The organism is Aeromonas sp. QDB23 (assembly GCF_027707745.1).
Lineage (GTDB): Bacteria > Pseudomonadota > Gammaproteobacteria > Enterobacterales > Aeromonadaceae > Aeromonas > Aeromonas allosaccharophila.
In genome coordinates this window covers 19,322-45,048 of sequence record NZ_JAPCJA010000034.1, presented here as the reverse complement: position 1 = coordinate 45,048, position 25,727 = coordinate 19,322, and the positions used below count along the sequence as shown (strand labels likewise).

At 61.0% G+C, this 25,727-nt stretch carries 21 protein-coding genes and 1 tRNA gene; 11 read left to right on the top strand and 11 right to left on the bottom strand.

The annotated features are described in order from the left end of the window. Positions 1-2 precede the first annotated feature (2 nt). From PG888_RS14715 to hinT, 5 genes are all read right to left on the bottom strand, one after another. Complete coding sequence (locus PG888_RS14715) at positions 3-860, bottom strand: phosphotransferase (RefSeq protein ID WP_270693674.1); 858 nt, start codon at positions 858-860, stop codon at positions 3-5. Further along, entirely contained in the window at positions 850-1,446 is a 597-nt protein-coding gene (lpoB, locus tag PG888_RS14710; protein ID WP_005302153.1) for a penicillin-binding protein activator LpoB, read from the bottom strand. Before lpoB ends, PG888_RS14715 begins: the two co-directional genes overlap by 11 nt. Next, positions 1,446-1,844 carry a YcfL family protein gene (locus PG888_RS14705; RefSeq protein ID WP_042022171.1) on the bottom strand — a complete coding sequence of 133 codons (399 nt, stop codon included), beginning with the start codon at positions 1,842-1,844 and terminating at the stop codon, positions 1,446-1,448. The genes lpoB and PG888_RS14705 overlap by 1 nt, the downstream gene beginning before the upstream one ends. Before the next feature lie 82 nt (positions 1,845-1,926). Next, complete coding sequence (locus tag PG888_RS14700; protein WP_270693673.1) at positions 1,927-3,363, bottom strand: COG3014 family protein; 1,437 nt, start codon at positions 3,361-3,363, stop codon at positions 1,927-1,929. Next, positions 3,363-3,713, bottom strand: a complete 351-nt coding sequence (hinT, locus tag PG888_RS14695) for a purine nucleoside phosphoramidase (protein ID WP_075114126.1) — start codon at positions 3,711-3,713, stop codon at positions 3,363-3,365. The genes PG888_RS14700 and hinT overlap by 1 nt, the downstream gene beginning before the upstream one ends. Positions 3,714-3,965: 252 nt before the next feature. On the opposite strand from hinT, the gene PG888_RS14690 reads away from it, so the two are divergent. Next, positions 3,966-5,978, top strand: coding sequence for a methyl-accepting chemotaxis protein (locus PG888_RS14690; protein ID WP_270693670.1), 2,013 nt, complete (start codon positions 3,966-3,968; stop codon positions 5,976-5,978). A 71-nt stretch (positions 5,979-6,049) separates the two neighbouring features. Here PG888_RS14690 and PG888_RS14685 read toward each other — a convergent pair whose 3' ends face one another. Then, positions 6,050-6,925: a 6-carboxytetrahydropterin synthase gene (locus PG888_RS14685; RefSeq protein ID WP_270693668.1), complete on the bottom strand. Its 876-nt coding sequence runs from the start codon at positions 6,923-6,925 to the stop codon at positions 6,050-6,052. A gap of 79 nt (positions 6,926-7,004) precedes the next feature. Here PG888_RS14685 and PG888_RS14680 point away from each other — a divergent pair, with 79 nt between their 5' ends. From PG888_RS14680 to PG888_RS14665, 4 genes are all read left to right on the top strand, one after another. Next, positions 7,005-8,348, top strand: coding sequence for a dihydroorotase (locus tag PG888_RS14680; RefSeq protein WP_042655842.1), 1,344 nt, complete (start codon positions 7,005-7,007; stop codon positions 8,346-8,348). 112 nt (positions 8,349-8,460) lie between these two features. Further along, positions 8,461-8,537 (top strand) — tRNA-Pro (locus PG888_RS14675). Positions 8,538-8,764: 227 nt separating this feature from the next. Beyond that, entirely contained in the window at positions 8,765-9,232 is a 468-nt protein-coding gene (locus PG888_RS14670; RefSeq protein WP_270693666.1) for a CC0125/CC1285 family lipoprotein, read from the top strand. 204 nt (positions 9,233-9,436) lie between these two features. Further along, positions 9,437-10,696, top strand: a complete 1,260-nt coding sequence (locus PG888_RS14665) for a dicarboxylate/amino acid:cation symporter (RefSeq protein WP_042657367.1) — start codon at positions 9,437-9,439, stop codon at positions 10,694-10,696. A gap of 86 nt (positions 10,697-10,782) precedes the next feature. Here the strand turns inward: PG888_RS14665 and PG888_RS14660 are convergent, their stop codons facing one another. Continuing rightward, positions 10,783-11,385, bottom strand: a complete 603-nt coding sequence (locus PG888_RS14660) for a DUF924 family protein (protein WP_270693664.1) — start codon at positions 11,383-11,385, stop codon at positions 10,783-10,785. A 311-nt stretch (positions 11,386-11,696) separates the two neighbouring features. Between PG888_RS14660 and PG888_RS14655 the strand changes: the two genes are divergently transcribed. Then, positions 11,697-12,617: a DUF808 domain-containing protein gene (locus PG888_RS14655; RefSeq protein ID WP_270693662.1), complete on the top strand. Its 921-nt coding sequence runs from the start codon at positions 11,697-11,699 to the stop codon at positions 12,615-12,617. A gap of 141 nt (positions 12,618-12,758) precedes the next feature. Then, the gene (locus PG888_RS14650) at positions 12,759-14,555 is read left to right on the top strand and encodes a M3 family oligoendopeptidase (protein WP_270693660.1); all 1,797 of its coding nucleotides are present in this window, start codon (positions 12,759-12,761) and stop codon (positions 14,553-14,555) included. A 61-nt stretch (positions 14,556-14,616) separates the two neighbouring features. Here the strand turns inward: PG888_RS14650 and PG888_RS14645 are convergent, their stop codons facing one another. Then, a complete protein-coding gene (locus PG888_RS14645; RefSeq protein ID WP_042657363.1) occupies positions 14,617-16,023 on the bottom strand; it encodes a nucleobase:cation symporter-2 family protein in 1,407 nt (468 codons plus the stop codon). Between the two features lie 482 nt (positions 16,024-16,505). Here PG888_RS14645 and ycfP point away from each other — a divergent pair, with 482 nt between their 5' ends. Together ycfP and PG888_RS14635 are read left to right on the top strand one after the other, a co-directional pair. Next, positions 16,506-17,045, top strand: coding sequence for an alpha/beta hydrolase YcfP (gene ycfP / locus PG888_RS14640; protein ID WP_042061892.1), 540 nt, complete (start codon positions 16,506-16,508; stop codon positions 17,043-17,045). Positions 17,046-17,119: 74 nt separating this feature from the next. Beyond that, positions 17,120-18,412, top strand: a complete 1,293-nt coding sequence (locus PG888_RS14635) for an NAD(P)/FAD-dependent oxidoreductase (RefSeq protein WP_270693659.1) — start codon at positions 17,120-17,122, stop codon at positions 18,410-18,412. A gap of 84 nt (positions 18,413-18,496) precedes the next feature. Here PG888_RS14635 and PG888_RS14630 read toward each other — a convergent pair whose 3' ends face one another. From PG888_RS14630 to PG888_RS14620, 3 genes are all read right to left on the bottom strand, one after another. Next, the gene (locus tag PG888_RS14630; protein ID WP_069527773.1) at positions 18,497-19,138 is read right to left on the bottom strand and encodes an energy-coupling factor ABC transporter permease; all 642 of its coding nucleotides are present in this window, start codon (positions 19,136-19,138) and stop codon (positions 18,497-18,499) included. An 88-nt stretch (positions 19,139-19,226) separates the two neighbouring features. Continuing rightward, positions 19,227-20,024 carry a pyruvate formate lyase 1-activating protein gene (pflA, locus tag PG888_RS14625; RefSeq protein WP_270693657.1) on the bottom strand — a complete coding sequence of 266 codons (798 nt, stop codon included), beginning with the start codon at positions 20,022-20,024 and terminating at the stop codon, positions 19,227-19,229. A 65-nt stretch (positions 20,025-20,089) separates the two neighbouring features. Next, positions 20,090-23,026 carry a sensor domain-containing phosphodiesterase gene (locus tag PG888_RS14620; RefSeq protein ID WP_270693656.1) on the bottom strand — a complete coding sequence of 979 codons (2,937 nt, stop codon included), beginning with the start codon at positions 23,024-23,026 and terminating at the stop codon, positions 20,090-20,092. Positions 23,027-23,161: 135 nt separating this feature from the next. Between PG888_RS14620 and PG888_RS14615 the strand changes: the two genes are divergently transcribed. Both PG888_RS14615 and PG888_RS14610 read left to right on the top strand, forming a co-directional pair. Then, entirely contained in the window at positions 23,162-24,850 is a 1,689-nt protein-coding gene (locus PG888_RS14615; RefSeq protein WP_270693655.1) for an FAD-dependent oxidoreductase, read from the top strand. 204 nt (positions 24,851-25,054) lie between these two features. Continuing rightward, on the top strand, positions 25,055-25,714 hold the full coding sequence (locus tag PG888_RS14610; protein WP_111805882.1) for a DedA family protein: 660 nt from the start codon (positions 25,055-25,057) through the stop codon (positions 25,712-25,714). Positions 25,715-25,727 lie beyond the last annotated feature (13 nt).

Below are 25,727 nucleotides of genomic sequence, written 5' to 3'. Positions count from 1 at the left end.
TGTTACTCCAGTCGTTGCCGGTTGATGGCGATCAGGGTGTCATAGTCGTGTGAATCGTCGGGTGAGGCCTGTTGCTCGGCCATCAGCAGGGCCCAGAGCAGGCCGATATAGTCGACCCAGGGTAAAAATGCCTCGCTCTGAAAATCGGGCCACTGGTGGCGCGGCAGGGCCTGCAGATAGTGCGCTTCCAGCGCGTCGCGCCGCTCGGCGGGCCACTCGTGGGTGCGCTGGATGCTGGCGAGCTCAAAGCCGGGGTGACCTGCCGCGCCATACTCCCAGTCGATGACCCAGGGTTTGCTTCCCAACAAGTTAGCCGGATTGAGATCATGGTGGCAAGGGCGCCAGCAATCATTTGGCTCGCTACTGGCGAGCAAGCCCCGCTCCAGCACGGGCAGCCAGGAGGGAATGTGGGCCAGTCGGGCGCGATAGCCTGCCGCGTGGGCTCGCACCGCCATCACCACCGCAGGTAGCGGCAAGCGATGGAGCTTGCGCAGCACCTCAGCCAGCAGGCGGGGCTGATCGGCTGCCGGTGGCGCCGCGTGCACCCAGTTGGGCTCATCGCACCATTCGAGCAGCATCAGGCCGCTGGCGGGAGCGCCATAGTGGCAGGGTAGCGCCAGCCCTTCGGCCATCGCCCCCTGATAAAGCTGCCACTCGGTGGGGCGGTCGATGCCAAGGCGCAGCGGATCGGGGTGGCCTTGACGCAAAAAGTAACTGCGCCCCGAGGGGAGGCGCAGTCGATAGTTGCAGTTGGTCAGACCTAACCCGAGTGGTTCCAGCTGCCCCTCCCGCCAGGGGGCGGGCAGTCTGGCCAGCAGCGCATCACTGCTGCCCGTCAGCGGGAGCCGGTTACCAGCCAAAGGTGGATTTCTTCGCCTGTTTGCGGATCTCTTTCTGATCGGCCCACAGCAGTTCGCCGTTTTGCAGATCCATCAGGTTCATGGTCATCTGGTAGTAGACATCCTTCACCTTGCCATTGTCCTTGACGATGCTGGCGAGGTTGCCATAGACCATGTAGCGGGCACCGGTCTGTTTGCCCAGACGCACCATGGAGGCAGGGTCTACCATGCCGCTGCTCTGCTGGTATTCGAGCTGCTGCTTGACGGCAGCCACCTTGCTCATGTCAACGAAGCGGAATTTGCCGGCCCGCAGCAACTTGGTGCGGATGGTATCGGTGATGGCTTCGGTATCGATGTGCTCGGAGGTCTTGTTGCGGATGGAGTCCATAAACATCACCGGACGACCGCCAGCGGTGATCTCGCTGGTGGCGGGGGAGGCCAGCATGGAGTCCGCCATCTTGTCGGCGATGGCCTGCAGATCGCTTGAGCCGTAATCGACGGTGACGGTTTCGGTTTCAGTGGGATCGCCATAGCTGACGGTGGTGCTGGAGCAGCCGCCCAGCAGCAACGCGCCGGTCAGGATCAGCAGGGCATGATTCATTTTCATCAGTTGGATTCCTCAATCACTTCGCGTACGTAAATCCGGTAACCCTGCGCCGCCGGGCTGGGCGCCAGGGCCGAGAGGGTGCGGGTCTGATAGCCATGCAGCTTGATGGGGGTCCAGCCGCGGCCATCGCTGGCGACCTCCTGACCGGCCTCATCATACCAATAGAACATGTATTGCAGCTTGTTATCGCCGCGCTGGGTGCTGGCGGCGGCCACATTGACCTGCAGCAGGCCATTTTGCTGGCGGCGGCTCAACTCGGTCAGGGTGACATTGACGTTTTGATGCTGCTCCAGCGTGGGAGCGCCGCCAGCCGGGCCATAGAGCGCAATGCCGGAGGTATTGGTGGCGCAGCCGCTGAGCAGTAGCGCGAGCCCGAGGGCCAACCCGTATGCTTTCATCTTGCTCTCCTTAATCGGGGTGAGTGGGGCAGCGCGTGAGCCTGCCCGTTAATCGTCTCGTTCATCTGCGTTGGCTGTGTGTTCAAAGCGGCATCACCCGGGTGGTCAGACCGGCCCCGAGGCGCTGAACCCAGACCAGAGTGGTGCGTCCCTTGTGGATGGTGAGCGGCAATTGCCGCTGCGCCGCACCGGCTCCCAGAGTTATGGTCACGTCGCCTGCCGGCACCATTCCCTGCCAGCTCGATGCCTGCGCTGGCAGCGTCAGCCAGCTGCGGGTATCGGCCCGCTCGGAGAGGGTGTTGAAGATCCCCACCAGAATATTGCCCACATCGCCCCCCTCTTTGGCGGCGGTGTGGCGCATCTGCTCCTTGGCCACCAGTCGCAGCGCCTGACGGGTCAGCATGCCGGGCAGCCGCTCCTGCAGATCTTTGGCGGCCAACGCCTCCAGTCGCACCAGCTCGCTGGTCTGTTCGACCCGTTTGCCGACCTCCACCGTCAGCGGGCCGGTGTCGCTGGCCCGATTATCGTAATAGGGGATGGCGACGGTAAAGGTACGAAAATCGCCGCTGGAAGTGGAGATGGGCAGTGGCAGGAACAGCTCGCGCCGCGCCGGGATCAAGCCATCTTCAAACAGCACCACCAGCTGGCCTTGATCCTTGGCAAGCAGCGGCGCCTTGCGGCCCACCTTTTTTTCGGTCTCGCGGATCTCGTCCGGCGAACCACGCAGCCGCGCCAGTCGCAGCAAGGCATCTTGCAGGCTGCGGTTGTCCGGCGCTATCTGGTAGCCGCGCTGATAGTCGACCCAGGCATCGTTGAGATCCCCCGCAGCTTCATAGAGCACGGCGGAAAAATAGAAGGTGTAGGCGTTCTGAAAACCGTTTTTGACCTTGCCGATCAACCGGTCGAGATCCGGTGCGTCGCGCGACATCAGCTGGCGCATCTCGCCTTCTGCCTCGGCCTCTTCGCTCTCGTCCTTCGCCTTGCGCACCTCGTCGGCTCGCCGTTTCAGGGCCTGCTCCTGCACCTGATTGGCCCGGCGTACCTCCACCAGGGCACCATCGGCATCCCCCCGTTGCAGGTAGTTGAGGGCCAGATAGTGGTGCAGCATGGTGCGTTCGTAATCGGGGGTGAGATAGGCCATCGACTGATCGTTGGTGAGCAGACTGCCCACCTGATCGAGCCCGTGGCTCAGCCGGTATTCGGCCTGATTGTCTTCCCACTGAAGGCGGCTGTCGGCGGCGGTGAACGCCTGCTTGCTGCCTGCATCCTGTCCCGCCAGCCAGGCGATGCGCCCCTCTTCAAGGCGATCGAGGACAAAGGTGTCATCCCCAAGGGTCGAGTCACGCACCTCGGGCAGCGCCTCGGCGGCATGGCCCAGCAGCAGCTGGTTGCGCAGGGGCACCATCTGATCGGAGTAGGAGACGAACATATCCTGCCAGCGGGAGGCGCAGCCCCCCAGCAACAGCAGGGCGCCGCAGAGCAACAGGGCGCTGCGGCAGGTTGAGGCGTGGCGATTCATTACAGGCTGAGCAGCGGCCCCAGCGGTTGGCCACCGACCAGATGCATGTGGATGTGGTAGACCTCCTGCCCGCCGTGGCGGTTGCAGTTCATGATGAGGCGGTAGCCATCTTCGGCGATGCCCGCCTCGGCGGCCAGCTTGCGGGCCACGGTGAACATCCGGCCAAGGGCCAGTTCATGTTCGGCTTCCACGTCGTTGACAGTGGGGATCAGGGTATTGGGGATGATCAGAACATGGGTCTTGGCCTTGGGTTGGATATCCCGGAATGCGGTGACCAGATCGTCTTGATAAAGGATGTCGGCAGGGATCTCTTTACGGATGATTTTGCTGAAAATGGTTTCTTGCGCCATGGCTAACTCACTTATATGAAACAGAAAATTGAACTAGAACCCCAAGCGGCTCCCGAAAGGGGGGCGAGCAGCACGCCAAGTGTGACACAAGCCGACATTTGACACAGCTGATGTCCCATTCCCTTCAGTTATTGTTAAAAATACCGATAGCCAGAGGGACGTCATCTGCACCGCCTGTTCAGGGTGGTCTGCAGGGTATCAAAAGGACGGGGTACTCAGGCAAGGGACTTTTGCATATACAGCGGGACAATAATGAAACAAACAATGTCGGATCTCTCCATCTTGCAGCGAGTCTACCTTGGCTTCGCGATCCTGGTGGCCGTGATGGTGGCCAGTTCACTACTCACATTTCGTAGTCAGGAGACCCTGGGGAACGCGCTGGAGCAGGTTACCCAGCAGTCGATGCCGCTGGTGATTGCCAGCAGCCAGACCCAGATCACCCTGCTCAGCGCCAACAAGTGGCTGGGGGATGTGCTCACCGAGCAGGATCCCAAACAGCTGCCGGCCGAAGTGGCCGAACTGAAACAGGCCAAGGCCGCGGTAGGCAAGAGTCTTGACGCCTTGCGCCAGCAGGTCGCCCACCACCCCGAACTGCAAGGGGAGATGAGCAGCCTCAGCCAGCAGGTCGACAGCTATCTGCAACTGACTGACACCCTGCCCGGCGAACATGAGGCGCTGCTCACCCGGCTGCACAAGGTCAATCTGGCCAAGGGGCAGTTTCAGGTCAGTCTGCCCCAGTTCAAGAAGAGTCTGGGGGACATGATGGTCACCATCGACGACAGCTTCATCAAGATGCTCTCCGAGACCCTGACCACCAAGCTCTCCGCCATCGAACTCTCCACCATGGACGCCCTCAACCAGACCATTCCGGCTCCAATCGAAGGGGCGCTCAAGCGCAACAAGATGCAGATTGAAGGGTTCAACAGCACCATCAAGGATCTGCAGAGTGAGCTCAAGAACTTCGAGAACGACATGGGCCACTATGTTCACGGCTTCGTACGTGACACTACCGCGAGCGAAGGCGTGCTCGCCCAGTATCTGGCGCTGATGAAGCAGCAGGAGCAGATGCGGGAGAAGAGCAAGCAGGCCAGCGCGCTCATCGTCGAGATCCAGAACCGGCTTGAGCGGATCACCGGCCAGAGCCAGCAGCTGATGAGCCAAAGCATTGCGCACGCCAGAGCAGTGCAGAGCCAGAGCACCCTGACTCAGGGGGCCAGCATCGTGGTCGCCATCCTGATCGCTATGCTGGTGGCCTACACCCTCGGCAAGGCGATTCGCCGTCCGCTCAGGGAGTTGCTGCGGGTACTGACCGAAGTGACCCAGGGCGACATGACCCAGCGCATCGGTTTTCAGAGCAAGAACGAATTCGGTCAGCTGGGCAGCCAGATCAACCTGCTGATCGCCCAGATGGGGGAGGTGCTGGCGCAGCTTTCGCAGGCATCGGCCCAGCTTAACGATGCCGCCCACGGCAACCGCCACACCACCGAATCGGTGCGGGCGGATTTGGAGAAACAGCGTCAGGAGACCGCCTCGGTCGCCGCCGCCATGACCCAGATGGAGGCCTCGGTGCGGGAGGTGGCGCAGGCTGCGAACCAGACTCTGGAACGGGTGCAGGATGTGGAGAAGGCCTCCGAGACCGGCCGCAAGGTGATGGCAGGCAATATCACCACCACCCATCAGCTGGCGGGCAAGCTGCAACAGACCGGCAAGGTGATTGGCGATGTGAGCGCCATGAGCAGCCAGATCGGCAATATCCTCGATGTCATTCGCGGCATCGCCGAGCAGACCAACCTGCTGGCCCTCAACGCCGCCATCGAAGCGGCGCGGGCAGGCGAGCAGGGGCGCGGATTTGCGGTAGTGGCGGATGAGGTGCGCAGTCTGGCGGGCCGCACCGCCCAGTCCACCAGCGAGATCCAGACCATGATCGAGAATCTGCAGCAGGGGGTTGCCAAGGCGGTGACCGTGATGCAAGAGTGCTCTCGCGAAATGGATAGCTGCGTGGAGCAGAGCTCTCACGCCAACAACGCCATGGAGGAGGTGCAGGGGATCGTGGTGCTGATCAGCGACATGTCGAGCCAGATCGCCTCTGCCGCCGAGCAGCAGCAGGCGACCAGCGCCGATATCGCCACCAACCTCAACCGCATCTCCGATATCTCGGATCTCAACTATCAGGGGATCGAGCGGGTGGCCGAGACCAGCCAGCAGCTGGATTCCCTCGCCGAGCAGCAGGAGAGTCTGGTCAAGCGCTTCCGCCTCAGCGCCTGATGGTCGAACGTTGAAACTATAAGGCCCCGCAGATGCGGGGCCTTGTCCATTGTGCGGCAGTGATAAGAGGATCAGGCGTAGGCAATCGCGCCCTTGCCGACCCCTTCATAGGCGACAATCTTGACGAACTTGTCGCCCACCATCTTCTTCACTTCGCGGGCGATGTAGCAGGCCAGCAGCTCGACCGTGGTGTCGGTGTCGATCATCTCCACCTCGGCGCTGGGGATGGCCAGCTGGAACAGCCCCTGCGGCGCCACATATTTGAAGCCGATGTGATGATCGCCAAGCTGGGTATTGGCGCGGGGGCTCAAGGCGAGCTCGGTCAGCGCCACCTTGTCCTCCTCGGTGCCGAGGTAGATATCGCCCCAGCGTTCGGCCCAGTTGAGCTCAAGCTCCTGATCGCGCTCACCATCGACGTGGATCTCGATGGGGGAGCGATGGCCGTGGGCGATGCGCTGGCAGTTGCCATCATGCTTTTTCAGGCCGTGGCTGTAGTGATAGAAGGCACCGTCGATGGCTTCGTGGCGCAGGGTCAGCGACAGATCCTTGATATTGCCCGGCAGCCGTTTGGCCAGCACCGCCAGCAGGTAGCGGGTCACCGACTCTTTATCAACTTGCGGGGCAGGGATAAAGGCGAAGCCCTGGGTCGGGCAGCGCAGATGGATGGAGCGCCTCGGGCGCAGCAGATCCACCGTGCTCTCGTCGCCGTCCAGGGTTTCGATGTGGATCAGCGGGCACTCGGTCGGCACCAGCAGCTTGTGGTCCACTTCTTCATCGATGATCGATTTGATCAGCTTCTTTACCCGGCCAAAGTCCAGCAGCATGCTCATTTCGTTGAGCTCACCGCTCATCTCGATATCTACCAGCCAGCTCTCGCCGACCATGCCGCGGCGTTCGCACAGGTAGCTGGAGTCGATCACGGTCAAATCTCTTACAAATAACTTCATCAGTCAGGCCTTGCTACAGAGAAAGGGCAGTTTGCGATATTATGACCCGCGATTATCGGCAAAGGAACTGGAACCCCCCATGAACAAACTGCTTATCAAAAATGCCACCCTGGTCAACGAAGGCCGCATCTATGCCTCCGATGTGTTGATCGAGGGGGAACGGATTGCCCGCATCGCCCCGGATATCGAGGCGCCCGATGCGCTGGTTATCGATGCCGCAGGTCGTCACCTGATCCCCGGAATGATCGATGATCAGGTCCACTTCCGGGAGCCGGGATTGACCCACAAGGGGACCATCGCCAGCGAATCCCGCGCCGCCGTCGCCGGTGGCACCACCAGTTTCATGGAAATGCCCAACGTCAATCCCCAGACCACCACCCTCGAAGCCCTCGAAGCCAAATACCAGATCGCCGCCAACTCCTCCGTTGCCAACTACAGCTTCTATCTCGGCGCCACCAACGACAACCTGGAAGAGATCAAACGCCTCGACCCCAAGCAGTCCTGCGGGGTCAAGGTGTTCATGGGCTCCTCGACCGGCAACATGCTGGTGGACAATCAGGAGACCCTGGCGGCCATCTTCCGCGAGAGTCCGGTGATGATCGTCACCCACTGCGAAGACACCCCGACCATCGCCAAGGCGGAAGAGGCGGCGCGGGCCAAGTGGGGCGAGAATGTGCCGATGAGCGAGCACGGCCGCATTCGCAGTGACGAGGCGTGCTACAAATCCTCCAGCATGGCGGTGGCGCTGGCCAAACAGTACGGCGCCAAGCTGCACGTGCTGCACCTGACCTCGGCCAAGGAGCTGTCGCTCTTTACCGCCACTCCGGATCTGCGCGAGCTGAAGGACAAGAACATCACCGCAGAGGTGTGTGTGCACCATCTGTTCTTCAACGAGGCCGATTACGACACCCTGGGTAGCCAGATCAAGTGCAACCCAGCGGTGAAGAGCGCGGCCGATCAGCACGCCCTGCTCGATGCGGTGCGCAACGATGTGCTCGATATCATCGCCACCGACCACGCCCCCCACACCTGGGAAGAGAAGCAGAACAGCTACTTCAAGGCGCCGTCCGGCGTGCCGCTGGTACAACACTCCCTGCAGGCGCTGCTGGAGCTCTACCACAACGGCGTGTTCACCCTGGAGACCATCGTCAAGAAGACCTCCCACGCGGTGGCCGAGCGTTTTCAGGTGGAAGATCGCGGTTACATCCGCGAAGGTTACTTCGCCGATCTGGTGCTGCTGGATCTGGGCAAACCCTATGTGGTCAACGATGACAACCTTCTCTACCACTGCGGCTGGTCGCCCTTCAACGGCTACCGCTTCCACAGCACGGTGGAGATGACGCTGGTGAACGGCCAGATCGCCTGGCAGAACGGTCAGGTCAGCGACGGTATTTTGGGCAAGCGGCTGACCTTTAACCGCTGATTGTTCGCAAAGCAGGCGAACGCACCGTGGTCGGGGAATTGGCCGTGTTTCCCTGTTGACAGGGCGGGGTCATCTCCATAAACTCTGCCCCCGTCAGCCGAGCTGACTCCGTCGGTGTGTAGCGCAGCCAGGTAGCGCATCTGCATGGGGTGTAGAGGGTCGGAGGTTCGAATCCTCTCACACCGACCAAATTCCCCGGTAAAGGCCTTGTCAAACGACAAGGCCTTTTCTTTTGCGCGCAATTCGGCGCCGGTGTGTGGCCCGGACAGGCGGGCAGAGGCAGCTGCGAACAGAGACGGGTAGAAGAGGCGGCTAGAAGCAGCGGAGAGCGGAGATGGCCACTGTGATTGTGTCGCCACCGGGGTTTGTGCTGTAGTAACGGCTCAGTTGCTCACCCCCCCCAGCCGAGGTCCTCTGTGTTTGCATCTCTGTTCAAACCGGTTTGTCTGCTGATGTTCACCTTGCTGCTTGCGGGCTGCGCCACCCCTTACCAGAGTGAAAAGTCGTTCTGGAATGGCCAGACCGGTTTCTCCCAGACCCGGCTTGGCCCGGACAAATGGCAGCTGGAGTTTGTCGGCAACGATCTGGTGGACAGGGAGACCGCCCGCAAATATGTGCTCAAGCGGGCAGGGGAGCTGGCGCTCGCAGAAGGCTATAGCTGGCTCGGCGTCGATGAGCTGACCATTACCCGTGATGCCGTCAGGGTGACGCCATCGCGGCCGATCTTCGGCTTTGACGAGGATGAACCGGATCTCTTTATGGCCCAGATGCAGGTGCAGCACCGCATCTCGGCGCTGCTCACTTTTCGCCTGTTGCCACGGGCAATCGATGAGCGAACCCTCAACGCGAAATATCTCGCCACAATTAAAACAAACAGCGATTAATATTGGTGGCTTGCAAGATCCATATCACATACACCTAATGGCAGCATAAAATTCTGGAACAACCCTCTAGATTTACCCCCTGCTTTTAGGCATTCTCCCAGCATACCAGCCGCCAGGAATCAACGGCTCGGATCACAAAAACGGACTGTAGTGGCTCCCATGCCACCGTTAACGGCTTGCACCAATCAAAACCGGGACTCCCCCATGAAAATGAATAAACTGACGGTCGCCATCCTCATCTCCATGATGTTTGGCATCCTCACCGGCCAGGGCTATCGCATGTTTGCCGCAGATCAGGCTGCGGATTTCGCCAATAACATCACTATCCTGACCGATATCTTCCTGCGACTGATCAAGATGATCATCGCACCGCTGGTCTTCACCACTCTGGTGGTCGGCATCGCCAAGATGGGCGACACCCGCACTGTCGGCCGCATCGGCGCCAAAACCCTCGGCTGGTTCATGCTGGCCTCCCTGATGTCACTGAGCCTGGGTCTGGTGATGGTGACCCTGATGCAGCCGGGCGTGGGTCTTTCACTCTCCCTGCCCAATGACACCGCCAGTTCCGGTATTGCTGCCGGTGCCATTACCCTGAAAGATTTTGTGACCCACGCCATCCCCAAAAGCGTGGTCGAGGCGATGGCCACCAACGAGATCCTGCAGATCGTGGTGTTCTCCCTCTTCTTCGGTCTGGCTGCTGCCGCGCTGGGCGATCTGGCCAAGCCGGTGGTGGTGCTGATGGCCAGCGCTGCCGAGATCATGCTGAAAGTGACCGGTTACGTGATGAACTTTGCGCCGTTCGCGGTATTTGGTGCCATCGCCGCCATGGTCGCCAAAGAGGGGCTGGGTATTCTGGTTACTTACGGCAGCTTTATGGCTCAGTTCTACATCGCGCTGGCCTGCCTCTGGTTGCTGCTGATCGCCATGGGTAGCGTCTTCCTGCGTGGTCGCGTCATCAAATTGCTGGCGCTTATCCGCGAACCTATCCTGCTGGCCTTCTCTACCGCCAGCTCTGAAGCCGCCTATCCCAAGACCCTGGATCGTCTGGAGAAGTTCGGCTGTGACAAGCGCATCGCCAGTTTCGTGCTGCCGATGGGTTACTCCTTCAACCTCGATGGCTCCATGATGTATTGCACCTTCGCGGTGATGTTCATCGCCCAGGCTTATGGCATCGAGCTCTCCATGGCCCAGCAGATCACCATGCTGCTGCTGCTGATGGTCACCTCCAAGGGGATGGCCGGGGTGCCGCGCGCCTCTCTGGTGGTGATTGCCGCCACCCTGAACCAGTTCCATATTCCGGAAGCGGGCATCCTGTTGCTGCTGGGTATCGACCACTTCCTCGACATGGGCCGCTCTGCCACCAACGTGCTGGGTAACGCCATCGCCGCCAGCGTGGTGGCCAAGACCGAAGACAGTCTGGGCGAGACCGATGAACTGGGCGAGCGTGAGCCCGCCAAGGCGTAACAACGGTTTAAGCCGCCCGCAGGGTTGGCAGGTTGAACGAAAAATCCCCGTCATGACCATGACGGGGATTTTTTATATGGCGGGTTTCAGAAGCCCGAGCCCGGTTGCTGCAAAAATGCCGCCTCTTCCGGCGTGCTGGTGCGACCCAGTATGTCGTTGCGGTGGGGGAAGCGGCCAAAGCGTTCGATGATCACCTGATGGCGGCGGGCAAAGTCGGCAAATCCGGCGAAGGTCGCTTGCGCCGGTGTGCTGGCCTGTTTCGCTGCCAGCGCCTCGAACAGGGCCACGCTTCTGGCCTGCTGTTCGCGGGATTCTGCGTGCTCCAGCGGCAGATAGAAGAAGACCCGCGCCAGTGGCGAGAGGGATTGGTCAGCCCCGATGGACAATCCTTTCAGGCAGAGATCCCGTGCCAGCGGATCCTGGGCAAAGGCCGCAGGCGTGCCGCGATGGATATTGCGCGGCAGCTGGTCAAGCAGCAGGATCAGCGCCAGCCGACCGCTGGGGGCATCGGCCCAGTGGGCGAGGCTGCCTTCGGCCGCGGCCCGTGCCAGCTCGCCGAAGAGGCTGGCCAGCAGGGTATCCGTTTCGCTGCTTTTTCCCCACCAGAGGGGGGCTTGCCGGGTGGCCCGTAGGGCGTCATCGGCCTCGTCGCCAAACCAGAGATCGAGCAGAGGTTGCCAGGGTTGCATGGGAACTCCTTGAGGTGATTCAGAGGGAACCAAGATCAAATGGCTCAGGGGTGCTGCCGAAACGGCGGCTTCTCGTTACACTGTGCCATCTTTTGCCCGAAAGACGTAACCCCGGAGCGATGAAGCGGGTGTGCTTATCCTGTCGCTCTCTCTGAGGGGGTTTGCATCACTGATATAAGGAATCACCGATATGGCCGGAACCAGTTTGTTGGCCCTGCTCGATGACGTGGCACTGATGACCAAGGTCGTGGTGAACAAGCGCGAGACATTTTTCGGGAAGACGTTTCTCACTGATACAAGGGATCTTTGATATGGCTGGAACCAGTTTGTTGGCCCTGCTCGACGATATTGCCAGCGTGCTCGATGACGTGGCACTGATGACCAAGATGGCGGCGAAGAAGACCGCCGGGGTGCTGGGGGACGATCTTGCCCTCAACGCGGAGCAGGTCTCCGGGGTGCGCGCCGAGCGGGAGCTGCCGGTGGTGTGGGCGGTGGCCAAGGGCTCATTTCGCAACAAGCTGATCCTGGTGCCCGCCGCCATCGCCATCAGTGCGCTGGTGCCTTGGCTGATCACGCCGCTCTTGATGCTGGGGGGCGCTTACCTCTGCTTTGAAGGTGCCGAGAAGCTGGCGCACAAGTTTCTGCCCCATGAGGCGAGCGAGGGAGAGACTCACGCCACCCCCATTCCCGATGATTTGGCCGCCTTCGAGCAGCAGAAGGTGAAAGGGGCGATCCGCACCGATTTTATTCTTTCTGCCGAGATCATCGTCATCGCCCTTGGCACGGTACAGGGGGCGAGCCTCGCGCTGCAGCTCTCGGTGGTAGCGGGCATCGCCGTGCTGATGACGGTGGGTGTATACGGGCTGGTGGGGCTGATCGTCAAGCTCGACGATATCGGCCTGCACCTGCTGCAAAAGCCCGATGGCAGCGCCCTGCGCCGTGCGGTGGGGCAGGGGCTGCTGGTGACGGCGCCGCGTCTGATGCACCTGTTGGCACTGGTCGGCACCATCGCCATGTTTATGGTGGGCGGCGGCATTCTGGTGCACGGCTGGCCCTTTGCCCATCACTTGATCGAAGGGGCAGCCGCTGTCGTTGCCACCTTGCCGACCGTGGGGGCCGTACTGGCGGCGGTGACGCCGACCCTGCTCAACGCCGTGGCCGGAGTGGTGGCGGGTCTGCTGCTGGTTGCGGTGATGACGCTGGTGAGCCGTCTTGCCCCGGCCAAGGGATAAGTGAACTTGCGGGCTATTTTCTCTTTTTTTCCTCTCTTCATTTTTTTGCCTTCGGGCTTTTTCTGCCTTCGGGAGACCGAGCCTCGGGCTTGGTGCCCGCAGGTCTGTTGCGCCTCCCGATGAAGGCCTTTGCGAGAAGCTATGTATCAACAACAGTGGAATAACGACCATATCTACCCGGGCCTCGACAGCCCCGAGCTGGAAGCGGACATGCGCGCCGCCCGCCACGCGCTGGAAGAGCTGGCCAGCTATATGGCGGGTCTGGACGGGGTGCGCGGCGATGACGCTGCGCTGCAGGATTTTTTGCGGGAAGTGCGGCTGCGCGCCCGTGATATTCGCCATATCGGCTGGAACGTCGCCATTCTGGCGGCGTGTCGCGGCAGTCAGGATGCGCGGGATCCGCAGGCCAAACAGTTGGCGTCCCGTGCCCGTGCCCTCAACGCCGATCTGTTCAAGACCCTGGCGCCAGTGGACGATCTGATGCTGGCGCTGCCGGAAGAGGAATTCGCCGCGCTGATGAGGGATCCGCTGCTTGGCGAGGAGGCGTACCGCTTGTGCCATGAGCGTCGCTTGCAGGATCAGCGCCTGCCGGTGGAAGCGGAGCAGCTGGTGATCGGCCTTGGCACCGATGGCTTGCACGGCTGGGGCAACCTCTACAACGATCTGGTGGGCAAGATCCGCTTAACCCTTGATGGCCGCGAGATGGGGCTGGCCGAGGCGAGCAATCTGCTCTCCAGCCCGGTGCGGGCCCTGCGTCTGGAAGCCTTTGATGCCATCAGCGCCGGTTGGGAAGGGGAGCAGGAGACGGTTGCCGCCATCCTCAATGCCCTCAACGGCTGGCGGCTGGAGCTGGCCCGTCAGCGTGGCAAAACCCGTGTGCTCGATGCGCTGGATCTCTCCTGCCATCAGAGTCATATCGAACGCGCCACCCTTGATGCTCTGATGAGTGAAACCTGGCGGGCCCGTGGGCTGGGCCAGCGTGCTCTGGGGCTGATGGCTGCGCGGCTCGGACTTGACGAGCTGGGGCCGGAGGATCTGTTTGCGCCGCCCCCTGCTGCCAGCAGCCGCGAGATCCCGTTTGAGGAAGCGATCGAGTTGATTGCCGATGCCTTTAGCCGTTTCGATCCCGAGATGGGGGCGTTTGCCCGCATGATGGCCGAGCAGGGGTGGATTGATGCGGCACCTACGCCAAATCGCCGCACCGGTGCCTACTGCACCAAGTTTGCCGCGCCGGTGGAGCCGCGGGTCTTCGTCACCTATGCCGGTACCATGGATAACGTCATCACCCTGGCGCACGAGCTGGGCCACGCCTGGCACAACTGGGTCATTCGCGATCTGCCGATGAGCCAGCGCAGCTACCCCATGACGCTGGCGGAGACCGCCTCCATCTTTGCCGAAACCCTGGTGCGCAGCGCTCTGTTCGAGCAGGCGCAAAGCCCGGAAGATCAGCTTGCCATCGCCTGGGCGGAGGCCGATGGCGCGGCTACCTTCCTGGTCAATATCCCGGCTCGCTTCGATTTCGAGCAGGCCTTGGTGGCCGAGCGGGCGCAGGGCTATGTGCCGGCAGAGCGGCTCAAGGCGCTGACCGACGAGGCGTGGGGACGCTGGTATGAGGGGAGCCTGACCCGCTATCACCCCATGTTCTGGGCGGCCAAGGCGCACTTCTCCATCGCGGGGCTGGGTTTTTACAACTACCCCTATCTGTTTGGTTATCTGTTCAGCCTCGGGGTCTATCAGCTGTTGATGAGCCGCAAGGCGGCGGGGGAAGAGGGTGTTGCCGAGGCGTATCGCGCCTTGCTGCGCGATACCGGCCGGATGAGTGCCGAAGATCTGGTGGCGAAACATCTGGGGCAGGATATCTGTGAGGCCGCCTTCTGGCAGGGGAGTTTGGCACAGGTAGCGCAGGCGGTAGAACGCTTCGAACAGCTGCCAGCCTGATTGGTTGAGTGGCGATGTGAACAACAGGCCCCGGACAGTCTCGCTGTCCGGGGCCTGTTTGTTATGCCTGCTCCTGCTCCGGTTTGATGGGACCAACGAACAGAGGACGGGTCTGGTGACTCAGATCAGGCTGATAGCCGTTGAAGAAGAGGTTGAGTGCCACCGAGCTGATGGTGGCCAGCAGGATGCCGCTATGAAACAGCGGTTGTGCGGCCGCCGGGAAGTGCTGGAAGAAATTCCCTGAAACGGTGGGGATCATGCCGACCCCGAGGCTGATGGCGACGATGTAAAGGTTGTGGCGGTTGGTGTTGTAATCGGCGCGCGCCAGAATGCGAATGCCGGTCGCCAGCACCATGCCGAACATCACTATGCCTGCACCGCCCAATACGAAGGGCGGGATGGAGGCGACCAGCACCGACATCTTGGGGATGAGGCCAAAGGCGAGCAGGATCCCCCCCGACATCACGCAGACCCAGCGACTCGATACTCCGGTCACGCTCACCAGCCCGATATTCTGGGAAAACGAGGTGTGGGGGAAGCTGTTGAAGACCCCGCCGACGATGGTGCCGATGGCATCGACCCGAAGCCCGCGTACTATGTCGCCGCGACTGGCCGGATGGCCAACGATGTCGCCAAGCGCCAGAAACATCCCCATCGACTCGATAAAGGTGATGAGCATGATCACCGTCAGGGTGGCGATGGAGATGGGGTCGAAGGTGGGCCAGCCGAACGCGAACGGCACTATGGGGGCAAACCAGGCCGCATTGCCGAGGCCGTCTAGGCTCACTTCACCCATGGCGATGGCCACCACGAAACCGAAGATGATCCCGAGCAGCACCGAGATATTGCTGAAAAAGCCCTTGGTGAAGCGGGTCACCAGCAAGATGAAGGCGAGCACCACAAAGCTGGTGCCGATATAGCGCAGGCTGCCATATTCCGGATTGCCCTTGCCCCCCGCCATCCAGTCGATCCCCACCTGCATGATGCTGATCCCGATGGAGGTGATGACCACCCCGGTCACCACCGTGGGGAAGAGCGGCATCAACCGGCCGATCAGCGGCACCAACAGGGTCGAGATGATACCGGCGGCGATGGTGGCGCCGAAGATACCGGTCAGCCCCAGATCCGGATTGCCGCCGATGGCCAGCATCGGCATCACGGCGGCAAAGGTGACCGACATGATGACCGGCAGCCGGATCCCGGCAAAGCGGCCAATCCCGACACATTGCAGCAGGGTGACGATGCCGCAGCAGAAGAGATCCGAACTGATGAGGTAGGAGATTTGATCCTTGGGCAGCCCCAGACTGCCGCCGATCACCAGTGGCACCGCCACGGCACCGGCATACATCACCAGCACATGTTGCAGGCCGAGGGTAAAGAGCTGGCCCATGGGGAGCATGCGCTCCACTTCATCCACCGGGCGCTTGCGCGTACCCGGACGAGGGGAGGGGGGGTTGGTCTCGTTCATGAACAGATCACTCCTTGAAGCCCGCGCAACCGCTACAGGCAAGATAGTGAAAGCCGTGGCTTTCCCGGTCATTGATCTCGTGTATTGACTGACGTGCCAGATCCCTTTGCAGTGGTGAGAGGGATCCGGTGCAGCACGGGTTAGTGCACAAAACATGCACAACGCCGGTCATGAGCGAAAACGTTTGGCGCTAACGCCTTGTTTTTGTGGGATGAGTCACATCCCGGCCAGATAAGTGGCCAAGGTGGCGCTGCATCGAGCGGGAGGGGGATCTCACATTGGTAATGTTTTTATCATTATCGGGAGGCCACTCTCACTTTGATAGCCAATCGCTGGCCCCTAGGTGAGCAACGCCGTCGTGACGGGCCATGATCAGGTCTATGGGCGTGATCCAAAGCAAGAAAGTTGGATGTTTTGGTGGCGCGCGGGGCCGCCGCTGGGGTAGTTTCGATAAAACCGACACAGTTCCTGAGGTCTTATCCATGATCATCTATCTGCATGGCTTTGATGCCACCAGCCCCGGCAATCACGAGAAAGTGCTGCAGTTGCAGTTTATTGATGATGATGTGCGTTTCGTGCACTACAGCACGGTTCACCCCCGTCATGATATGAGCCACCTGCTCAAGGAAGTGAAGAAGCAGCTCGATATGAGTACCGATCCCAAACCGTTGATCTGCGGCGTGGGTCTTGGTGCTTACTGGAGCGAGCGGATCGGTTTTCTGTGCGGTATTCGCCAGGTGCTCTTCAACCCCAACCTCCATCCGGAAGAGAACATGCAGGGCAAGATCGACCGGCCGGAGGAATATGACGATATCGGTACCAAGTGTGTAACTGAATTTCGTAAGAAAAATTCAGGAAACTGTCTGTGCATCCTTTCCGTTCAGGATGAAGTGCGCGATAATCGGGACACTGAACGTGAATTGAAGAACTATTACGACATCGTGTGGGATGAGCGCGAGACCCATAAGTTCAAAAATATCTCGCATCATCTGCAGCGGATGAAGGCCTTCAAAGAAGCCTGATCCATCACGTCGACCGATTTCGTTTTAGGGAGCCAATGGCTCCCTTTCGTTTTGAGGAACCGAGGAAAATCATCATGATGAATATTGTCGTTGTAGGCGGCGGCGCCGGTGGCCTGGAGCTGGCCACCAGTCTGGGTCGCAAGCTTGGCAAAAAGAACAAGGCCAAGATCACCCTGGTTGACCGTAACCGCACCCACCTGTGGAAGCCGTTGCTGCACGAAGTGGCCACCGGCTCCATGGATGCGGGCATCGATGCCCTGAGCTACCAGTCCCATGCCAAGAACCACGGCTTCGACTTCCAGCTCGGCACCCTGACCGACATCCAGCGCGACGAGAAGCGCATCGTGCTGGCCCCGATCCACGACGACAATGGCGACATCGTGGTCAACGAGCGCGCCGTGCCTTACGACGTCCTGGTGATGGCCATCGGTTCTGTCTCCAACGACTTCAACACCAAGGGGATCAAGGATCACTGCATCTTCCTCGATAGCCCCTCCCAGGCGCACCGTTTCCATAACAGCATGATGAACCGCTTCCTGCAGTTCGCGACTGAATATAAGCCGGGCGACAAGGTGAAGATTGCCATCGTCGGCGGCGGCGCCACCGGCGTCGAGCTCTCTGCCGAGCTCTACAACGCGGTCGAGCAGCTCTACGCCTACGGCTTCAAGAACCTCACCACCGACAGCCTGAAGGTGACGCTGGTGGAAGCGGGCCCGCGCATTCTGCCGGCCCTGCCGGAGCGCATCAGCGGCGCCGCCCATCAGGAGCTGGTCAAGCTGGGTGTGGACGTGCGTACCGCCACCATGATCACCGAAGCGACGGCCGAAGGTCTTCACACCAAGGATGGCGAGCTGATTGAAGCGGACCTGATGGTGTGGGCGGCCGGTATCAAGGCGCCGGACTTCATGAAGGACATCGCCGGTCTCGAGACCAACCGCATCAACCAGCTGGTGGTGAAAGAGACCCTGCAGACCACCCGTGACGAGAACATCTTCGTTATCGGTGACTGCGCGGCCTGCCCGCAGCCGGATGGCAAGTTTGTGCCGCCGCGCGCCCAGTCTGCCCACCAGATGGCCAGCCAGGCGTTCAAGAACATTCTGGCCAAGCTGAACGGTGGCGAGCTGAAGCCCTACCTCTACCACGACCACGGTTCGCTGGTGTCCCTCAGTCGCTTCTCCACCGTGGGCAGCCTGATGGGCAACCTGATGCGCGGCTCCATGATGGTGGAAGGCTACATCGCCCGTCTGGTGTACATCTCCCTCTACCGGATGCACCAGATCGCCCTGCACGGCTACGTCAAGACTGGCCTCATCATGCTGGTGGGTCGCATCAACCGGGTACTGCGCCCGACCCTGAAGCTGCACTAAGCCAGTAACTGGCACAATTCGGAAGATCAAAAGGAGAGGCGATGGCCTCTCCTTTTTTATGGACGCAAATCAGGGAAGAGAGAGTTACTGGCCCAGATAGGTGCGGTCGAAGAAGGTATTGACCCAGTGGGGGCGGTAGATGGCCAGCACCGTCATCGCCATGCCGTTGAGCAGCGCCTCGGGGAACAGCAGCAGCGGCCAGATGGAGAGGTAATCCGCCGTGATGGTGTGCCAGGGGTAGCTGTCGCTCAGTCCCATCAGCAACGCGCTGGCTACCACCTTGACCGAGATGGTGAGGGCGCCGCCGAGAAACGCCGCCACGAAGATATAGACAAAGAGGTGGCGCGGCAGCCAGGCCCAGCTGGCCAGAAACAGCAGCCAGCTGGTGGCTACCGGCAGGGCGATGCCCACCAGTGCCTGCCAGCCAAAATCGGCCAGGTTGGTGACACCGAAGTAGCCGAGCACCAGCAGGGTCAGACAGGGGGCAAGCAGCGCCAGCCGCCAGCCCAGCAGCAGGGTGAGGGAGGTGAGCCCGAGAAAATGGACCTCCAGCCCCTCATGCAGACCGGCCCTTAGATACCAGAGCGGCACCAGCGCGATGGCACTGCCCAGCAACAGGTGCTGATAGAGAGGGTTGTCATGGAGGGTTTGCCACAGGGAGCGGCGCAGGCTAAAGGCCAGCAGTACCAGCCAGATCAGGAGGGCGGCGAGTTGTCCTTCACTCATCTTGTCGTCCATTCATGCAGTAGAGTCCGGGCAGCCTTCCCGACTGCCCCATAGCAGAGCAGGCTGACGAGTCAGCCTGCTTTTACCATCAATATTTGACGTTGTCGTGGTACTTGCCAAGGATGCCCTTGACCCGTTCCATGGTCTCCTTGCTGGGAGGCTTGATCCCGCTCAGCTCGTACGGGTCGCCCAGCACATCCCACTTGTGTTTGCCCAGCTCGTGGTAGGGGAGCAGCTCCACCTTCTCCACGCTCTCGCCCAGCTCGGCGATGAACTGGCCCAGCCCTTCGGCGCTCTCGTCGTCGTCGCTCCAGGTCGGTACCACCACGTAGCGGATCCACATGGTCTTGCCTTTGGCCGCCAGATAGCGGGCAAACTCCAGGGTGTATCTGTTGCTGACGTGGGTCAGCGGAATGTGTTTCTCGTCATTGATCTGTTTGATGTCGAGCAGCACCAGATCGGTCTGGTCGAGCAGCTTGTCCACCTGTTCGTCGAGATGACGGACGAAGCCGTTGGTGTCGAGACAGGTGTGGATCCCTTTCTCTTTGCAAGCGGTAAACAGCTCGGTAATGAAAGCCGGTTGCAGCATGGCTTCACCGCCGGACGCTGTCACGCCACCGCCGGAGGCATTCATGAAGTGGCGATAGCTGGTGATGTCACTCATCAACTCCGGTACGGTCACTTCGCGGCCACCTTCGGTATCCCAGGTATCGCGGTTATGGCAGTACTTGCAGCGCATCAGGCAGCCTTGCATGAATACGATAAAGCGTATCCCCGGACCATCGACAGTGCCGCAGGTTTCGACGGAATGGATCCGGCCAATGGTGCCGTGAGATCCGGCTGGCTGGCTGATTTCAACGGCAGGGATCCGATTAATGACAGACATAAACAACTCCAACGATTCGAGCAGGCCGTGATTTTATTACATAAACCCCTATTGATCCTACACCTTTAGTCCGGCGTCCGGCTGCCAAGCAGCTGCTCCAGCGCCTTGACGGTGAGCGGCCGACTGGTGAGAAACCCTTGATAATGCTGGCATCCCAACGCTTTGAGGATGGCAAGTTGCGCCTCCTCTTCCACTCCTTCGGCGGTGACGGTAAAGCGGAAGACCTGGGCCAGGTCGAGTATCGCCTTGACGATGGCCCTGTCCTGTTCGCTGTGCACCAGGGTCTGAATGAAGCTTCTGTCGAGCTTCACCTCATCGGCGGGCAGATCCCGTAGATAGGCCAGCGACGAGTAGCCGGTGCCGAAGTCGTCGATGGAGATGAGGATGCCCAGCTCCTTGAGCTGGCGCATTCTGGCGATGCTCTCGCGCCGATTCTCCAGCACTACCGATTCGGTCACCTCCAGCAGCAGGCGGGAGGGGGGCACGCCGGTGTCGCGCAGAATGTACTCCACCTGCTGTACGAAGCCCTGGGTGTGGAACTGGCGGGCGCTGACGTTGACCGACAGGTGGGGGATCTGCAGGCCGCGGTTGAGCCAGAAGCTGTATTGGGCGCAGGCGGTCTTCATCACCCAGTAGCCGATCTCGAGGATCAGGCTGGTCTCTTCGGCGATGGGGATAAACTCCCCGGGTGGCACCATGGTGCCATCGCTACGCTGCCAGCGCAGCAGCGCCTCGATGCCCGACAGCGAGCCATTGTCGACCCGATATTGCGGTTGATAGTGCAGTTGCAGCTCGTGATGACGCAGGGCATCGCGCAGCTCATTGGTGAGGGTCAGCCGGTTCTTCTCGTGCCGGGCCATCGCCTCGGTGAAGAAGACGTAGTGGCCCTGACCGGCCCGCTTGGCCATGTGGGTCGCGGTGTCGGCCTGTTGCATCAGGACCAGATGATCGGTCTCGTTGCCGGAGAAGAGGCTGATCCCCACCGAGGCGCTGCAGTGCAGCTTGTGATCACCGATGTCGAACGGGGTGCGAAACAGCCCCATCAGCTCGCGGGCGAAGTGCTCCGCCAGAATTTTGGCGGTGACCTCACCCTGCCCAAGCTGGGTAAAGAGCAGGGCAAACTCATCCCCCGAGATGCGCGCCTGCACCAGATTGTCCTGGGGCAGCTCCCTGAAACGCTGCACCACGGCCTGCAGCAGCAGATCGCCGCAGGCGTGACCGAGGGAGTCGTTGATCGACTTGAAGTTGTCGAGATCCACCAGTAGCAGGGCGCCCCACTGGCCGTTGGAGGCGCTCAGGGTCTGCTGCAAAATCTGGTTGAGACTGCGCCGGTTGTGCAGGCCGCAGAGATCGTCGTAGTAGGCGAGCTGCTCGATGTGTTTGGCCGCCTCTTTTTCCTGGGTGATGTCGTAGAAGCTGCAGATAAAGTGGCTGAGCTCCCCCCGCTCATCCTTGACCCCGTTCACCATCAAGCGCACCGGAAAGAGGTGGCCATCCTTGTGCAGGCAGCGCTCTTCCCCGAGCCAGAACTCCTGCTCGTTGACGGTGCGGCTGACATCCTCCTTGAGATGATCCCCGTAGTAGGTGGGGCGCAGCTTGCGAATGGAGTGACCGATCACCTCTACCTCGCCAAACCCGGTGATCCGGCTGAAGGAGTGGTTGACCTTGAGGATGATGCCGCTGTGATCCATCACGATCAGCCCATCGTGGGTATTGAAGGCCACTTCGGCCAGCCGCAAGGCGTCGTCGGCGGCGAGGCGCTTGAGCTCGATCGCCGCCCGCTCGTGCTGGCTGCTCAACAGATCTAGCAGGGGCTCGGGCTCCGCAAGGGGGGTATCGAGCAGCAGGGTGATCTGGCCAATGGGGCCGCCGCTCTGGCCATGGAGCGGAATGCCGATATAGGTGCTGGCATTGAGGGCCAGCAGCCGGGTCGCCTTGGGATAGCGCACGGGCAGATCTTCCACATAGATGGCCTGACCATGCTGGAACAGCTCCTGAGCGGGGCCGGGGTCGAGCTGGATGGGCTTGAGGGTGGAGAAGATCTCCTCGTTGATGACGCAGCGGGGGATGATCCAGAGATCCTGTCCGCGGGGCTGGAACTCGCCGATCCAGCCCACCCGGGCGCCGCTGGCGCGCATGGCCCAGCTCACCAGCGTCTTGCAGTAATCGATGCCGGTCTGCTGGTGCAGCTCGGGCGGGAGGGCCAGTTCGGCACGGCACTCTTCCGGTTGTGGCTGCCAGTGGCCGAGCAGCTGGGCGCTGCTGCGCACCAGCTGCAACATCTCTTCGCTGAGCGGAGTGGGATCGAGATACTCCAGACTCAGCACTCCGAACAGCTTGTCCTGCTCCAGCAGGGCGCCATCGAGGCGCGAGCGCACACCGGCACTGGTCAGATAGAGGTGATTGCTCAGCATTGGCTGGTGGGCCGCCTCCGAGAAGCTCAACGACTTGCGGGTACGCAGGGCGCGGATATAGCGGCTGTCACCACGAATGGGGTAGAGCGCCTCGACCCCCAGGGTGAACACCGGGGTGAGCTGCTCGCTGCCGAGATCGCCGTTGGCCTGATAGTGCCAGAGGATGAGCCGATCGGCCCCCAGACTCTCTTTAAGGGCCTCGAGCAGGGGCGCATACTGTTGCTGGCTCGCCATCTGGCTGAGGCGCGGCAGTTGCAATGCCAGATCGGCGATGGGCTCCTGACGAAGGGCCTGCAGACAGATGAGCCAGAAGCCATCCTGCTCGTGGGCGAGGGCGATATGCCACAACTGGTTGGCAAAGCGCACGGTGATCTTGCCGCCATGGCCGTTGGCCAGCAGTTGCTCGATGGGCTGGCGCAGGGCATCGGGCAACTGGGCAGGCCAGGGGGCGCGCGGCTCGTCGAGCCAGTAGAGCGGGGTTTGCATCACGTCGGTCAGGGCGACCAGCCGTTGACTGCGCAGATCCAGACGGAAAAAGAGCGGCGTCTGGAGGGCAGGAGGAAGATGACTGAGTGCGGTAGACGACATGAACAAACAACATCCTGTTAAGCAACCGTCGGGGTTGCAAGAATACTGCAAAATGGTGTGAAACAAAATTTCATTGAATTCTAAATTAGAAAAGTCTAATTTATTGCCCATTATCATGTTTGAGGAGTCTTGCAGATGAAACGGATCCTGATTATCGGTGGTGTCGCGGGGGGCGCATCGGCAGCGGCTCGCGCTCGTCGTTTGAGTGAAGAGGCTGAGATCGTGATGTTCGAGCGGGGCGAGTTTGTCAGCTTCGCCAACTGCGGTTTGCCCTACCACATCGGGGGCGATATCCCCGACCGGGATGCCTTGCTGCTGCAGACTCCCCAGAGTTTCAAGCGCCGTTTCAACGTCGATGTGCGGGTCTTCCACGATGTGATCGAGATCGACAAGGCGGGCAAAACCCTGCTGGTGCGCAACCTGCAAACCGGTGAAGAGCAGCGCGAGCATTACGATGTGCTGCTGCTGAGCCCGGGGGCGGCGCCGATCCGTCCTCCCTTCCCCGGTATCGACAGCCCCCATGTCTATACCCTGCGCAACATCCCGGACATGGATCGCATTCTGGCGGCTCTACACCACGATCAGCCGCGCCACGTCACCGTGGTGGGCGGCGGCTTTATCGGGCTGGAGATGATGGAGGCACTGCACCAGCGCAAGCTGGATGTCACTCTGCTGGAGCTGGCCGATCAGGTGATGGCGCCGGTGGACAAGGAGATGGCCAACATGCTCCATGCCCGCATCCGGGAAGAGGGGATCGACCTGCGCCTGCGCACCGGCCTCACCGCCATCGAGAGTCTGGATCTGCCTGCCGAGAAGACTTCCGCTGTGCCGACCGCCAACAGCGGTGGCCTGCGCCTGACCCTCAATGACGGCTCTCACCTCGACACCGGCCTGCTGATCCTCGCCATCGGCGTCAAACCGGAAACCCTGCTCGCCGCCAAGGCGGGGCTGGAGCTGGGCCCGCGTGGCGGCATTAAGGTAGATGCCGGGATGCGTACCTCGGATCCCTTTATCTATGCGGTGGGGGATGCGGTCGAAGAGATTGACTTCGTCACCGGCGAAGCTGTGCTGATCCCGCTGGCGGGCCCGGCCAACCGGCAGGGGCGCATCGCCGCCGACAACATGCTGGGCCGCAGCGAAACCTACAAAAAGACCCAGGGCACCGCCATCTGCAAGTTGTTCGATCTGGCGGTGGCCAGCACCGGGCTCAACGAGAAGCGACTGGTGCAGCTGGGGCTGCCGTTCGAGAAGGTCTATGTCCACCCGGGCAGCCATGCCGGTTACTACCCGGGCGCCCATCCGGTCAGCCTCAAGCTGCTATTTGCCCCGGATGGCAAGATTTACGGCGCCCAGGCCATCGGCAAGGATGGCATCGACAAGCGCATCGACGTGCTGGCGGTGGCCCAGCGTGCCGGTCTCACCGTGTTTGATCTGCAGGATATGGAGCTCACCTATGCGCCGCCGTTCGGCTCGGCCAAGGATGTGATCAATATGGCGGGCTTTGTGGCAAGCAACCACCTGAAGGGGGACACCCTGCTCTGCCACGTGGCCGAGGTGCAGGCTCGCCACCCTCACCAGCTGGTGGTGGATGTGCGCAATGGCCCCGAGCTCGACAAGCTGGGCCGCATTCCGGGTGCCATCCATATTCCCCTCGACGAGCTGCGCAGCCGTCTGCACGAGTTACCCAAAGAGAAGGAGCTGCTTATCAGCTGTCAGGTCGGGCTGCGCGGCCATGTCGCCTGCCGCTTGCTGAGCCAGCACGGCTTTAAAGTGAAGAATCTCTCCGGCGGCTTCAAAACCTGGCAGATGGCCACCGCCGAGTAACCGTTTTATTTCTGTGCCTGTTTGCCCCTCTCCCTTGTGCGTGCAAGATGAGGGGCTTTTTGCCTCTGCTGTTCGCCCTCCTTGTTACGGCAATATTTCTACACACTTTTTTTCCTGCACCGGACAAAATTAACGTTTTGTTCAGGGGATGAGTGCTATAACCCCTGCCTCGTTCATGATGAACCGTGTAGTAGGGAGAGTGACATGCTGGATATGCTGATGGCCATTTGGCATCAGGATTTTGACGCCCTGGTTCAGATGCAGGCAGTGCCCCTGCTGATCAGTTGCCTGATGCTGGTGCTGCTGCTGGAGTCCGCATTCGTCTTCATGCCCCTGCCGGGTGACAGTCTGGTGCTGCTGGCCGGCGGGCTGGTGGGCATGGGGGTATTTGGCCCCGAGGTGACTCTCTGCTATCTGCCGCTGGCGGCGGGGATGGGATCCGTGCTGGCGTACTGGCAGGGGCGGGCCCTGCAGCGCACCCGCTTTATGGAGCATATCGAGCGGATGCTGCCCCCCGACAGCCTGCCCAAGGCGACCCGGCTGCTGAAAAAGTACGGTTTTCTGGCGATGTTCTCCTCCCGTTTTATCCCGTTCGTGCGGGTCTTGACCCCCATGCTGATGGGGATTGGCCGCCTGAGCGTAGTGCGCATGTGCGTGGCCAGCTTTGCCAGTGCCTTTATGTGGGCGCTCACGGTGAGCTTGCTGGGCAAGCTGGCGATGAATACCCCCTTCTTCCTTCATCACAGCGAACTGTTGACCCGGGCGCTGCTCATCACCTCGCTGGTGCTGTTTCTGGCGGCCGTCATGGCCATCCTGTTTCGCTGGTTCAAAGGCGGGGCAAAAAACGAGACCACCCACGACTAGATGACAACCCTTG